Raw genomic sequence first — 12,858 nt, 5'->3', positions numbered from 1 at the left:
GTCGCGGTTCACCGGCGCAGCGTGTGCGACGGGAGGACGCCGTAGGTGGCGCGGTACTCGGCGCTGAATCGGCTGTGGTTGGCGAAACCCCACCGGGTGGCGACGGCGCCGACGGTGACGCCGGTGCCAGGGTCGGCGGCGAGCAGTTCGCGGTGGGCGTGGTGGAGCCGGACGCGGCGCAGGTACTCGGTGGGCGTGGTGTCGAGGTGGCGGCGGAAGGCCAGCTGCACGGCGCGGATCGTGATGCGCGCGGCGGCGGCGATGTCGGCGGGACTGATCGGGCGGTGGGCGTTCTCGTCGATGAACGCGGTGGCGCGGCGCAGGCTGGCGGGGTGGGCGTCCTGACTGTCCTCGCTGGTCGGGTCGGTCAGGGCGTTGTTGGGGAAGGTGGTCAGGGTGGCCGCCGCGAGCAGGTGCCCGGCGTTGGCCAGCATCAGCGGGGAGGCGCCCGGCTGAGGATCGTCGAGCAGATCCGCGATGTAGCCGCGGGTGGCCCACCACTGGGCCGCGGCCGCGGAGGTGACCGGTGCGCAGGTGGTGAACCGCAGGCGTTGCGGTCTCCGGCCGGGGGCCGTGGCGGCGACGCGGGTGACCATGTCGGGATCGAGGATGCAGTTGCGCAGTTCGCCGGGCCGCAGGTTGTTGAGGTAGGGCCGCTCCGGGTAGGGCGCGAGGCAGAGGTCCCCGGCGGTGAACCGCCAGTCGTCCTGGCCGTACGCGATCTGGATGCGCGCCGTGGTCACCCGCGAGACAATGATCTTGTTGAGTGGTTCGACCTCGATGTTCAGCCTGGCCGACCACTCGATGCTGTCGAGGGTGAACAGTCCCGCGTGGACGCCCCGGTAGCGCAGCCGTGGCCGGTCCTCGTGGTGGATGCGCATGCTGCCGTAGGCGCTGGTGAAGAACTGCTCGAAGGCGTCGCCGTCCGTGGTCGCGAACGTCGTGGTCTGCGGCTCGTCCATCGGCACGTCACACCTCCTCAGGTGTGCAGGGTGTGGCGGGGCAGCCGGCCGAAGGCGGCGCGGTAGTCGGCGGCGAAGCGGCTCAGGTCGGTGAAGCCCCAGCCGCGGGCGACCGCGGCGACGGTGGCACCCGTGGTGGGGTCGGCGGCCCGCAGGTCGCGGTGGGCACGCTCCAGCCGGACCCGGCGCAGGTAGCCCATCGGGGTGATGTCCAGGTGCCGGCGGAACCCGGCCTGCACCGCGCGGACGCTCACCCCGGCCGCGGCGGCGATGTCCTCACTGGTGACCGGCTCGGCGGCATGTTCGTCGATGTAGGCGACCGCCCGGCGCACCGTGGCGGGCGCCACCCGGCCCGGGCCGGCGACGTAGTCCACGGTCATGGTGGCGTTCGGGAACACGCTCAGCGCCGCGGCCGCCGCGATGTCGATCGCCGCGCTCAGCAGCAGCGCGGGCACGCCCTCAGCCGGGGTGTCCAGCAGCCCGGCGAGCCGGGCGTGGGTGGCCAGCCAGATCCGGTTCGCCGCGGGCGACACGGCGGTCATCGCGTCGAAGCGGAAGTCGGCCGGCGCGACGCCGAGTTGGTCGGCGAGCCGGGTCACCGCCTCGGCCGGGAACTGGACCACCTCGTACCGAGGCCAGTCCTGCACCATGTCAAGGCCGGTGTGGGGCAGGAACAGCGCCTCGTCGCCGCTCACCTGGCGGCGCTGCCGCCCGGCGGAGACGTCGAATCCACCGCTGACCATCCTGATGATCAGGATGGTGTCGTGCGGATCGGCGGTGATCGCCATGCACGCCTGGTAGCTGACCCGGTCGATGCTCAGCGCACCGGCCCGCGCGAAACCCGACCGGAACCCGAACCGACGGGCGTCTCCCCTCACCTGGGGAAGGTGATCGGTGTACCGCTGACTGATCATCTCCCGCACCAGGTCCAGATCACGGGAGCGCATCTCGGCGCGCTCGATCGGCACATGGGACCCCATCGCGGTCATGCGCCCGTCTCCCTTCCGCGGGGGCAGCACCCCGTAGATGTGTCTGAGGCGTCGCGTCTGCACGTTCAGCGAACCACACCAGCCGGGTGGTTCGCCGCGAACGCCGGCCCGAGGTCACCAGAAGGGTGTACGACCCGCCGAAGAGCGCCGCACCGTCGGAGAGGGAAGACCGGTCTAGGAGCGGGACCAGGAGGCCGCGCGGATCTCGCGGAGGGCGGCGCGACGGGTGTCGCCGCGGAGGGTGTCGACGTAGAGGCGGCCGGCGAGGTGGTCGGTCTCGTGCTGCAGGGCGCGGGCCAGGAAGCCCTCGCCGGAGATGGTGAGCGGCTCGCCGTGCTGGTCGAAGCCCTCCACCGTCGCGGTGCGGGCGCGGACGGTCGGGAAGTACAGGCCGGGGATGGACAGGCAGCCCTCGTCGTCCTCCTCGAGCTCCTCGCCGAGGGAGATTGTCGGGTTGACGACATGGCCGCGGTGGCCGTCGGCGTCGTAGACGAAGACGGCCAGGCCGACGCCGATCTGCGGGGCTGCCACGCCGGCCCGGCCGGGCTTGCCGAGCAGCGTGTCCATCAGGTCGGTCACCAGGTCGCGGAGGGCGTCGTCGAACGTCGTCACGCGGTCGGCGGGGCTGCGCAGGACCGCGTCGCCGAGCACGCGGATGGGCCGCATCGTCATGACCGCAAGGCTATCGCAGTCCTTACCGACGGTAGGCGGCGACACGGCGTGACGGGACGGATGGCGGACAATCGGTGTGGCAGGTGTGGCGAGGTGGAGTCACACTCGGAGCGTGACAGCGATGAGGATCTCCGTGACGCTGGGGTCACCCCCGGTGGGAGCGGTCCCAACCGTCCGGACTGATGTAGATCAGCCGAACGGAGGATTCATCTTCATTCGCGCACCACGCGCTCGGAGGTGCGCTACGCGCTTGGTAATGTGCATCACCGGGCATGTGAAACATGCCACAGAAGACCGACTCGGAGACCCCGATGTGCCAGCACCAAAGTCCCTGTCCGACCTCTGATGCCACCGACAGGGAGGCCGCGAAGGTGATCGCGTCCTTCCCTGAGCAGGGCTGGAGCCTGCTCTGCAACGGTGTCATCGTCTTCGAGGACACGGGCGAGTTGCTGCCGGACGGCAGCTGCATCGAGCCGCACCGCGGCCCCGCGCGCCACGCGCTCGCGGCGTGATCCACCCCGGCCGGACGTCGACGACGCCACTCCGGCAGTGACTCCCACCTGAGTCACTTCGTAACCCACCGTAATGGTGCGGCTCAGCGTCGAGCTACCTCTCCGTAACCGAACGGCCGTCTTCCGACGGCTGGTCTGCCGAGCCGTGCCTCCACCGGACGGCCGGGCAGACCAGCGCCGGAGACCGCCGGCGGTCAGCCCGCGTGGTGATAACGGTGGACGACCGCGTGGCCCCGGCCGCGCGAGATCAGCCACCGGTTGACCGGCGTGGTGAGCACGAACGCCACCACCAGCGCGAATGCCAGCGAGCCCCAGAACAGCGCGCTGCCCGGGCCGGCCTCCATCGCGCCCGGCACCGACAGCATCACGGCGTTGTCGACGATCTCCATCACCGTGATCGACACGGTGTCCGCCGCGAGCGCCACGCCGAGCGCGGCACGCAGGCCCACGCCGGCGCGCAGCACGCCGCGCATGGTGAACGCGTAGCCGAACAGGAACGCGAGCGCGACCGCCAGCGCGACGGTCGGCCAGGTGGGCCAGCCGAGCGCGGTGCCGATCACCATGCCGAGCACCTCGCCGATGGCGCAGCCGGTCAGGCAGTGCAGCGTGGCCTGCGCGGCCGTGCGCCAGGACGCCGTACCGCCGTGATGGTGAGCGTGTTCCATGATGGCCTCCCGAGGTCCGCATACCCCCCTGGGGTATCTGCCTGGCGCCAACACCGTACCCGGCCGGGTTATTTCACGACAGAGGCCGGGCGGTACGCGCACGCACCGCCCGGCGGGTCGCTCAGTCCTCGAACGCCTCCGGCGCGGGGCAGGAGCAGACCAGATTGCGGTCGCCGAACGCACCGTCGATGCGGCGGACCGGCGGCCAGTACTTGGCGGCCCGGTCCACGCCCGGCGGGTAGGCGGCGACGGACCGCGGGTACGCGTGCTCCCACTCGTCCGCGGAGACGGACTCGGCGGTGTGCGGCGCGTTCGACAGCGGGCTGTCCGCCAGCGGCCACTCCCCCGCCTCGATCCGGGCGATCTCCGCGCGGATCGCGATCATCGCGTCGCAGAACCGGTCCAGCTCGGCCAGGTCCTCGGACTCGGTCGGCTCCACCATCAGCGTGCCGGCCACCGGGAACGACATGGTCGGCGCGTGGAACCCGTAGTCGATCAGGCGCTTGGCCACATCGTCCACGGTCACGCCGGTCGCCTTGGTGAGCGGGCGCAGGTCCAGGATGCACTCGTGCGCGACCAGGCCCTTGTTGCCCGCGTACAGCACCGGGTAGTGGTTGCGCAGCCGGGCCGCCACGTAGTTCGCGGCCAGCACGGCCACGCCGGTCGCGGCGACCAGCCCGTCCGGGCCCATCATCCGCAGGTACGCCCACGGGATCGGCAGGATCCCGGCGGAGCCGTGCCTGGCCGCGGAGACCGCGTTGTCCCCGGGCACCAGCGGGTCACCCGGCAGGTAGGGCGCCAGGTGCTCACGGACCGCGACCGGGCCCACGCCGGGACCGCCGCCGCCGTGCGGGATGCAGAACGTCTTGTGCAGGTTCAGGTGGGACACGTCCGCGCCGAACCGGCCCGGCTTGGCGAACCCGACCAGCGCGTTCAGGTTCGCGCCGTCCACGTACACCTGGCCGCCCGCGTCGTGCACCTTGGCGCAGAGCGCGGCGATGCCGGTCTCGTAGACGCCGTGCGTGGAGGGGTAGGTGACCATGATCGCGGCGAGCGCGTCCCGGTGCGCCTCGATCTTGCGATCCAGGTCGTCCAGGTCGACGGTGCCGTCCTCGCGGCTGGCCACCACCACGACCTTCATGCCGGCCATCACGGCGGACGCCGCGTTGGTGCCGTGCGCGGAGGACGGGATGAGGCAGACGGTGCGCCCCGCGTCGCCGTTGGCCAGGTGGTAGCCGCGGATCGCCAGCAGGCCGGCCAGTTCACCCTGGGAGCCGGCGTTCGGCTGCACGCTGACCCGGTCGTAGCCGGTGACCTCGGCCAGCCAGCCCTCCAGCTGGCCGATCAGCGTCTCGTAGCCCGCCGCCTGCGACGCGGGCGCGTACGGGTGCAGCTGGGCGAACTCGGGCCAGGTGATCGGCTCCATCTCCGCGGTCGCGTTCAGCTTCATGGTGCACGAGCCGAGCGGGATCATGCCGCGGTCCAGCGCGTAGTCCTTGTCCGACAGGCGGCGCAGGTAGCGCAGCATCGCGGTCTCGGAGTGGTGGCTGGAGAACACCGGGTGGGTCAGGAACTCCGACGTGCGGACCAGCGCCTCCGGGAAGTCCGTCGCGGTCCCGCCGAGCTCGCCGGAGCCGCCGAACGCGCGCACCACCGCCTCGAGGTGCGCCACGGTCGTGGTCTCGTCGCAGGAGATGCCCAGGTGGTCCGCGTCCACGGTCCGCAGGTTGATCCCGGCCTCCTCCGCCCTGCCGGCGATCTCCGACGCCCGCCCCGGCACGCGGACCAGCAGCGTGTCGAAGAAGTCGTCGTGCACCACGGTCACGCCGTCGATCCCGCGCAGCGCGGACGCCAGCTGCGACGCCCGCAGGTGCACGCGCCGCGCGATCGCCCGCAGCCCGCCCGGGCCGTGGTAGACCGCGTACATGCTGGCCATCACGGCGAGCAGGACCTGCGCGGTGCAGATGTTGCTGGTCGCCTTCTCCCGGCGGATGTGCTGCTCCCGGGTCTGCAACGCCAGGCGGTACGCGGGCGCGCCGTCCGCGTCCCTGGACACGCCGACCAGCCGGCCCGGCAGCGAGCGCTCCAGCCCGGCCCGGACCGCCAGGTAGCCGGCGTGCGGGCCGCCGAAGCCCATCGGCACGCCGAAGCGCTGCGTGGTGCCGGCCGCGATGTCCGCGCCGATCTCGCCCGGCGCGCGCAGCAGCGTCAGCGCCAGCAGATCGGCCGCGACCGTGACCAGCGCGCCCCGCTCGTGCGCGGCCGCGATCAGCGCGGCGTCGTCGCGGATCACGCCGGACGCGCCCGGGTACTGCAGGTGCAGGCCGAAGAACTCGTCCGGCAGGCCGTCCGCCGCGAGGTCGCGGACCTCGACGGTGATGCCGAGCGGCTCGGCCCGGGTGAGGATCACGTTCAGCGACTGCGGCAGCGTCTCGGCGTCCACCACGTACACGCCGGATCGGCTCTTGGAAGCGCGCCGGGCGAGCGTCATGGCCTCCGCGACCGCGGTGCCCTCGTCCAGCATCGACGCGTTCGCCGTGGTCAGGCCGGTGAGATCGGCGACCATGGTCTGAAAGTTGAGCAGCGCCTCGAGGCGGCCCTGGGAGATCTCCGGCTGGTACGGCGTGTAGGCCGTGTACCACGCCGGGTTCTCCAGCACGTTGCGCAGGATGACGCCGGGCGTGTGCGTGCCGTGGTAACCGAGGCCGATCATCGAGGTCGCCACCGTGTTCCGCGAGGCGAGCGCGCGCAGCTCGGCCAGCGCCTCCGCCTCGGTGACGGCCGGGGGCAGGTCGAGCGTGCCGTGCCAGCGGATGACCTCGGGGATCGCCACGTCCATCAGCTCCTCGACGGAGCCGTACCCGATGGTCTCGACCATGCGGCGCTGTTCGGCGGCGTTCGGGCCGATATGGCGCGCGGCGAACAGGTCAGGGTCCTGGAAGAGGGTCATGCGCGGCTCCTCGGGCGGAGAGGTCGACAGGATCAACCTCCCCCTCTGTCATGCGCGCACTCCAGAGTCGCCTGCCCGTACGGTCCTTTTGCCTGAGAGGTTCCGGGGAGGATTTGCCCCTTCGGCGCTCGGAGAAACCGAGTCTCTCCCGTACGGATGTGCCGGCTCCCGTAACGGTAGCAGTGATCATGTTTCGGGCCGATCACGGCGGCGGCCGGCGCCCTTCGGCGCGCGCGGACGGCTGCTCGACGACTAGCCGGTTAATCGTCGTTGACGGCGGAACCAGCGCAGTGTTCTTATTCTCTCGCGTTTCGCGTTATCGCAGGTGAAACGGGCACAAACAAGCTGAAACCCACACGGTCGGGGGCGCGTTTGAGCGGGGATGCGCGGAGCGGGCTGGTGCTGAGCGTGCGCCAGGTCACGGTCACGTTCGGCGAGGATCAATTCGCGCTGTGCGAGGTGGCGTTCGACCTGCCCGCCGGCGCGATCCTCGGCGTGGCCGGCGAGCCGGGCAGCGGACGCACCACGCTCACCCGCGTGCTCACCGGCGAGCTGACCGACTTCACCGGGCGGCTCACGCTCCGGCCGCGCGACGGCGGCCCGGAGATCACGCTGCGCCCCGGCACGCCTCGGCCCAGCCGCTGGGAACGGCTCGCCGCCGCGTCGCCGCGCGTGCTGGACGCGGACACGCCGGCGCTCACGCCCCGCCAGCGGCACGCGGACGTGCTGGTCATCGACGACGCCCCGCCCTCGGCCGAGGCGATCGGCCGGCTGGCCCGGCTGCGCGACCGGCACGGCTTCGCGGTCGTGGTGACCTGCACCGACCCGGCCGCGCTGCGCGGCGTGGCGGACGAGGTGGCGGTGCTCTACGGCGGGCGGCTGGTCGAGCACGGGCGGGCCGAGGACGTCTGGGCCGGGCCGCACCACCCGCACACGATCGACCTGTTCGGCGGCGCCGGCACCGGGCCGTCCCGCCCGGCGGGCACGCCCGGATGCCCCTACCGGCACCGGTGCGCGTACCGGATGACGGTCTGCGACGACACCGACCCGGCGCTGGACCTGGTCACCGTGGGCAGCGGCGGGACGACCATGGCCGCCTGCCTGCAGTACGAGCGCGAGGCGCCCGATCCGGCGCTGCTGGCCGCCTCCGGTCGCGCCGTCGGACCCCGGGGATACGCTTCCCCGCGTGACGTACAACCCCGCAAGTGACCGCTACCAGACGATGACCTACCGGCGCGCCGGCCGCAGTGGCCTGAAGCTGCCCGCGATCTCGCTCGGCCTCTGGCACAACTTCGGCGACACCCGGCCGCTGGAGACGCAGCGCGAGATCGTGCGGCGGGCGTTCGACCTCGGCGTCACCCACTTCGACCTGGCCAACAACTACGGCCCGCCGCCCGGCTCGGCCGAGAGCAACTTCGGCCGGCTGCTCGCCACCGACCTCAGGGCGTACCGGGACGAGATCGTCATCTCCTCCAAGGCGGGCTACCACATGTGGGAGGGCCCGTACGGCGAGTGGGGCTCGCGCAAGCAGCTCGTCTCGTCGCTGGACCAGTCGCTGAAGCGCCTCGGCGTGGAGTACGTCGACATCTTCTACCACCACCGCCCCGACCCGGAGACGCCGCTCGAGGAGAGCATGTCCGCGCTGGACGCCATCGTCCGCTCCGGCAAGGCACTCTACGTGGGCATCTCCAACTACACGGCCGAGCAGACCACGCGCGCCGCCGAGATCCTCCGCTCGCTCGGCACGCCGCTGCTGATCCACCAGCCGTCGTACTCGATGCTCAACCGCTGGATCGAACGGGACGGTCTGCTCGACGCGCTGGAGACCGCCGGCGCCGGCTGCATCGCGTTCAGCCCGCTCCAGCAGGGCCTGCTCACCGACCGCTACCTGCGCGGGGTGCCGTCCGACTCGCGCGTCGCGACCAGCCACTTCCTCAACGAGAGTGACCTGTCCGAGGAGACCATGGGCAAGGTCCGCGCGCTCAACGAGATCGCGTCCGGCCGCGGCCAGTCCCTCGCGCAGCTCGCCCTCGCCTGGGCGCTGCGCGACCCGCGGATGACCTCGCTGATCATCGGCGCGTCCAGCGTCACGCAGCTGGAGACGAACATCGCGGCGCTCGGCAACCTGTCGTTCACCGGCGACGAGCTCGCCGAGATCGAGAAGTACGCGGTCGACCGTTGATCTTCGACGTGCCGCTGGGCTCCGGCGACGCGGTCCTCCGCCCGCTGGAGCCCTGGCAGTCCGGCGACCTGCTGGCCAACATCGACCGGGGACGCGAGTTCATCGGCCGGTTCATCGGCCTGGCCGACGCCGTCACCTCGCCGGAGACCGCCAAGACCTTCCTGATGGGGTACGCGGAGAAGGCCGCCGCCGACACCGGGCGCATCTGGGGCATCCACGCCGGCGGCGCGCTCGTCGGCGGCGTGCTGTTCCGCACCATGGACGTGCGCAACGGCACCGCCGAGGCCGGCTGCTGGCTGGAGCCGTCCGCGACCGGCCGCGGCCTGATCACCCGCGCGGTCACGGTGATCATCGACTGGGCGATCCGGGACCGGGGCATCCACCGCGTCGAGTGGCAGGTGTCGTCCGGCAACACGGCCAGCATCGCGGTCGCCACGCGCCTCGGCATGACCCGCGACGGCGTGCTCCGCTCCGCATACGCCCACCACGGCGAACGCCACGACATCGAGATCTGGTCCGTGCTCGCCCCGGAGTGGACCGGGCCTCCGCCGTTCGGCCGGCACACCTCCTAGGGCAGCCTAGGAGGCTGGATTGATGCCGTTCCCATGTGCGGCGTGGCCGCGGCCTGGTGGCGGTACCGGTCGAGCGGGTGAGCACGCCGCGGGCGCCGGGTGAGCGTGGCCCTACGTGCGGCGGCGGGACACCGGGCGGAGGGCCGCCAGCGTGATGGCGGCGGCGCCGGCCGCGGCGGCGAGGCGGACGGCTCGGGGGCGGTGCCGGGTGAGCGCGGTCGTGGCCAGGCCCCAGGCGGAGCTGAGGGCCAGCGGGACGGCGCCGCGGCGGCTGGTGGCGACGGCCGTGGCGACCGCGGTGGACGCGGCCACCAGCCCGGCGGTGCCGCCGGCGACCATCCGGGGCCCGGTGCGGTCGGCGCCGGCCGCGACCGCACCGGCGGCGACGTTCACCGTGCTCGCCAGCGCGGTCCAGCCGAGCAGCAGGCCGGTGCTCGCCGGCGTGACCGCCGCACCGCCCGGCCCGCCCTGCACCCGAGCGTGCGCGACCGCGGCGAAGGCCGTGGCCAGCGGCAGCAGGTACGGCGTGTAGCGGAACCGGTCCGTCTGGGCAGCGAGCGACCAGGCGGTGTTGACCAGGTATGCGCCGGTCAGCGCCCACCCGGTGCGCCGGCTGACCGGATCGCCGCGGCCGGACGGCCGGCACTGGGCGACGGTCGACGCGATGCAGCAGGCGAAGATCGGGGCCCAGACCGTGAAGGCGTAGTCCGGTGGGGTGATCACCGTGTCGTACCGCCGCGTCTGTTCGCCCCTGCCGACGAGCGCGCCGAGGTTGGGCGTCGCCACGAACGCGGTGCAGGCGGTGGCGAGCGCGAGGGAGCGGATCCGGTCGCCCATGAGAACCTCACATACGAAGTAGCTTAATTTCTGAGTCATCGTATGCTCGTTCGCGTGTCTCAGCATCCGCACGCCACCGGCGATCTCGCCTGGACCGTGCACCACCTCGCCGTCGCCGCCGCCGAGCTGGACGCGGCGATCGCCCGCCGGATGGGGCTCACCGCCGGCGACTACCTGGCGCTCAAGCACCTCGCCGTCTCCCCCGCGCCGGTCGGGCCGGTCGAGCTGGGGCGCATGCTCGGCATGACCTCGGGCGCCGCGACCGGCCTGGTCGACCGGCTGGTGCGGGCCGGGTACGCGCGCCGCGAGCCGCACCTGACCGACCGCCGCCGGCAGACCGTCACCACCACGCCGCTGGCCCGCGAGCGGCTGCTCGACGAGTTGCGGCCGCTGGCGGACGACATCGCCAGCGCCACGGCCCGGCTCACGGACGGGCAGCGGCGTACCGTGGCCGAAACGCTCGACCGCCTCGCCACGCTGCACCGCAAGCACGCGCGGTGACCGGCCCGGATGGGCCGAGACGCCCCGCGCCGACGCAGTTGCCGGCCGGCCGCCGCGCTCCCGTCGATGATGCCCGTCCGCCCCGGCACGACGGGCGGGTGCCCTATCCGCCCCAGCGGTCCTCGTGGCGGGCCAGGTGCAGCGGGCGGCGGTGGCGCCAGCCGTGGCGTTCCAGGTCCGGGGTGTCCTGGAGGTGGGTGACCGGCCCCACGCAGAGCCAGGCGACCGGGCGGATCCCGGCCGGGATGCCGAGCAGGTCGCGGACGAAGTCCTCGCGGTAGAACGACACCCAGCCGACGCCGAGCCGCTCGGCCGTGGCCGCCAGCCAGAGGTTCTGGATGGCGAGGCAGGCGGAGTACAGCCCGGCGTCCGCGATCGCGTGCCGGCCCAGCACCGCCGGCCCGCCCCGCTCCGGGTCGTAGGTGACCACGATGGACAGGGTGGACTCCAGCACGCCGTCGATCCTGATGCGGGCGAACCGGTCGGCCGCGTCGCCGTCCAATGTGGCCGCGAAAACGTCCCGCTCCCGGCGCACGTGCTCGTGGAAGGCCTCGCGCGGCTCGCGGCCGCGGACCAGGATGAAGTCCCACGGCTGGGACAGGCCGACGCTCGGTGCCGCGTGCGCCGCGCCGAGGATGCGGTCCACGGTGGCGTCCGGGACGGGCGCGCCGGTGAACTCGCCGCGCACGTCACGGCGGCGGTGGATGACGTCGTACAGGTCGTGGATCACGGCAGGCTCCCGCTGCGCTCTCGCCCCGGGCATGCCGGGGTCACCAGGCGCGAGGCCGGTCTTCGGACTCCCGGATCGTCACCCCACCGCCCGCCTTCCCGGCCTGACGGCCAGTGGCTGCGCGTGCGCGCGTGGGCGGCGGCTCCCCGGTCACCGCGGCGGGCCCGTGCCGGATTCACACCGGCTTCCCAGATTCTCCCCGCCGTCGCCGCCGGGGCACCTCGCAACAGTTCGTGCCACCCGCACCATACCGCGTCCCGGCTTCCGGGCCGATCAGGCCGGCGCGTGCCTGGCGACGTGGACGGCGAACGGGTCGAGGCCGACCCCGGCACGCCGCTCGTCCAGCCGGTCCGGGTCCTCGCACGGCCACGGGACCGGGGCGCCGTCGACGACCCCGGCGATCTGAGTGCCGTAGATCTGCGGGCGGCCCTCGTTGACCAGCAGGCGGTCGGTCAGCATGGCCAGCTGCGCGGCGTCGCCCTTCCCCGCGTGCACCGCCTCCGTCATCAGGGCCAGCGCGCGGCGTTGCAGGTGCAGGTGCCGGTCCGCGTGCTGCGCCACCAGCCACGCCCGCCGGGCCGCCTCCGCGCCGACGAGGTCCGCGGTCGGCCACCCGTGCTCGTCGATGATCTCCGCGAGCCGGTCACCGTTGCGGACGGTGACCCGCCGGTACGCCAGCCGGGCGGCGTAATCCGCACCCAGCGCCCCGGCCTGCAGCCGCCGGTCCTCGTCCGTCATGTCGATCAGTTCCTGCGCGAGTGCCTCGTCAACCATGCCGTGGACGCTAGACGAGCGCGAATCCATGCCCGTCGACCCGGAGTGACACATCGGTGCATGTGGATGGGAAATACTTGTAGGGGCAGGAAATCACCGGACGGCCCGGCCGGGATGCGGCTCCGGCCGCCACGGCACGGCGAACATGCCACGAACACATCCGGACCACGGCCCTTCTCGCGGATACGCGATGCGCGGATGCGCGGGTCACAGGCGCGCGGGAAGCGGGTCGACCGCGGCGGCCGGGGCGCGCCGGCGCTCGGTGACGCTCGACGGGCCGCGACCGCCGATGCCGCTCGGCTCGTCGTCGCACGCGGACCCGCCGGCCGTGGTGGACCGGCATCTTCGTGGCCCTTGGTGGCTTTCTCGCATGCGTTGGATACCTTGTGACGTGTCGATTCCGGACAGTGAACAACGCTTAGTTCATATTGCGCGAACTGCGGGTTAACGAACGGGGTACACCAGTGGCTTTAACGGTGGTGGCGGAATGGCTCGCCGACAATATGGAAGGG

13 protein-coding genes and 2 riboswitches are annotated in these 12,858 nt (G+C 72.7%); of the genes, 5 read left to right on the top strand and 8 right to left on the bottom strand.

All coding sequences use genetic code 11. The features are described from left to right. Window positions 1-8 precede the first annotated feature (8 nt). The 3 genes from J2S41_RS13430 to def form a co-directional block, all read right to left on the bottom strand. Complete coding sequence (locus J2S41_RS13430; RefSeq protein WP_310376375.1) at window positions 9-962, bottom strand: AraC family transcriptional regulator; 954 nt, start codon at window positions 960-962, stop codon at window positions 9-11. Window positions 963-979: 17 nt separating this feature from the next. Next, a complete protein-coding gene (locus tag J2S41_RS13425; RefSeq protein ID WP_310367445.1) occupies window positions 980-1,951 on the bottom strand; it encodes an AraC family transcriptional regulator in 972 nt (323 codons plus the stop codon). A 174-nt stretch (window positions 1,952-2,125) separates the two neighbouring features. Then, a complete protein-coding gene (def, locus tag J2S41_RS13420; RefSeq protein ID WP_310367442.1) occupies window positions 2,126-2,623 on the bottom strand; it encodes a peptide deformylase in 498 nt (165 codons plus the stop codon). Between the two features lie 311 nt (window positions 2,624-2,934). Here def and J2S41_RS13415 point away from each other — a divergent pair, with 311 nt between their 5' ends. Then, window positions 2,935-3,135 carry a DUF5999 family protein gene (locus tag J2S41_RS13415; protein ID WP_033338317.1) on the top strand — a complete coding sequence of 67 codons (201 nt, stop codon included), beginning with the start codon at window positions 2,935-2,937 and terminating at the stop codon, window positions 3,133-3,135. A 194-nt stretch (window positions 3,136-3,329) separates the two neighbouring features. Here the strand turns inward: J2S41_RS13415 and J2S41_RS13410 are convergent, their stop codons facing one another. After that, complete coding sequence (locus J2S41_RS13410) at window positions 3,330-3,800, bottom strand: DUF4396 domain-containing protein (protein ID WP_310367439.1); 471 nt, start codon at window positions 3,798-3,800, stop codon at window positions 3,330-3,332. 121 nt (window positions 3,801-3,921) lie between these two features. After that, complete coding sequence (gcvP, locus tag J2S41_RS13405) at window positions 3,922-6,750, bottom strand: aminomethyl-transferring glycine dehydrogenase (protein ID WP_310367436.1); 2,829 nt, start codon at window positions 6,748-6,750, stop codon at window positions 3,922-3,924. Between the two features lie 70 nt (window positions 6,751-6,820). After that, a riboswitch (glycine riboswitch) is annotated at window positions 6,821-6,911 on the bottom strand. 238 nt (window positions 6,912-7,149) lie between these two features. Here gcvP and J2S41_RS13400 point away from each other — a divergent pair. From J2S41_RS13400 to J2S41_RS13390, 3 genes are read left to right on the top strand one after another with little or no spacing between them, the layout of a single operon-like run. Next, window positions 7,150-7,959, top strand: coding sequence for an ATP-binding cassette domain-containing protein (locus J2S41_RS13400; protein ID WP_310367433.1), 810 nt, complete (start codon window positions 7,150-7,152; stop codon window positions 7,957-7,959). A 13-nt stretch (window positions 7,960-7,972) separates the two neighbouring features. Beyond that, window positions 7,973-8,932 carry an L-glyceraldehyde 3-phosphate reductase gene (mgrA, locus tag J2S41_RS13395; protein ID WP_310376371.1) on the top strand — a complete coding sequence of 320 codons (960 nt, stop codon included), beginning with the start codon at window positions 7,973-7,975 and terminating at the stop codon, window positions 8,930-8,932. Continuing rightward, on the top strand, window positions 8,932-9,504 hold the full coding sequence (locus J2S41_RS13390; protein ID WP_310376370.1) for a GNAT family N-acetyltransferase: 573 nt from the start codon (window positions 8,932-8,934) through the stop codon (window positions 9,502-9,504). The genes mgrA and J2S41_RS13390 overlap by 1 nt, the downstream gene beginning before the upstream one ends. Window positions 9,505-9,615: 111 nt before the next feature. Here the strand turns inward: J2S41_RS13390 and J2S41_RS13385 are convergent, their stop codons facing one another. Beyond that, window positions 9,616-10,341: a TspO-related membrane protein gene (locus J2S41_RS13385; RefSeq protein ID WP_310367430.1), complete on the bottom strand. Its 726-nt coding sequence runs from the start codon at window positions 10,339-10,341 to the stop codon at window positions 9,616-9,618. A 54-nt stretch (window positions 10,342-10,395) separates the two neighbouring features. Here J2S41_RS13385 and J2S41_RS13380 point away from each other — a divergent pair, with 54 nt between their 5' ends. Further along, window positions 10,396-10,842, top strand: a complete 447-nt coding sequence (locus tag J2S41_RS13380) for a MarR family winged helix-turn-helix transcriptional regulator (RefSeq protein WP_310367426.1) — start codon at window positions 10,396-10,398, stop codon at window positions 10,840-10,842. A gap of 103 nt (window positions 10,843-10,945) precedes the next feature. Here the strand turns inward: J2S41_RS13380 and bluB are convergent, their stop codons facing one another. After that, the gene (gene bluB, locus J2S41_RS13375) at window positions 10,946-11,572 is read right to left on the bottom strand and encodes a 5,6-dimethylbenzimidazole synthase (protein WP_310367423.1); all 627 of its coding nucleotides are present in this window, start codon (window positions 11,570-11,572) and stop codon (window positions 10,946-10,948) included. A gap of 36 nt (window positions 11,573-11,608) precedes the next feature. Further along, a riboswitch (cobalamin riboswitch) is annotated at window positions 11,609-11,811 on the bottom strand. A gap of 34 nt (window positions 11,812-11,845) precedes the next feature. Continuing rightward, window positions 11,846-12,346 carry a DUF6624 domain-containing protein gene (locus J2S41_RS13370; RefSeq protein WP_310367420.1) on the bottom strand — a complete coding sequence of 167 codons (501 nt, stop codon included), beginning with the start codon at window positions 12,344-12,346 and terminating at the stop codon, window positions 11,846-11,848. Window positions 12,347-12,858: the final 512 nt, after the last annotated feature.

It is taken from the genome of Catenuloplanes atrovinosus (genome assembly GCF_031458235.1).
Classification (GTDB): Bacteria; Actinomycetota; Actinomycetes; order Mycobacteriales; family Micromonosporaceae; genus Catenuloplanes; species Catenuloplanes atrovinosus.
Note: the sequence above shows the minus strand (reverse complement) of the source record. Positions and strands in the feature narration are given on the sequence as shown.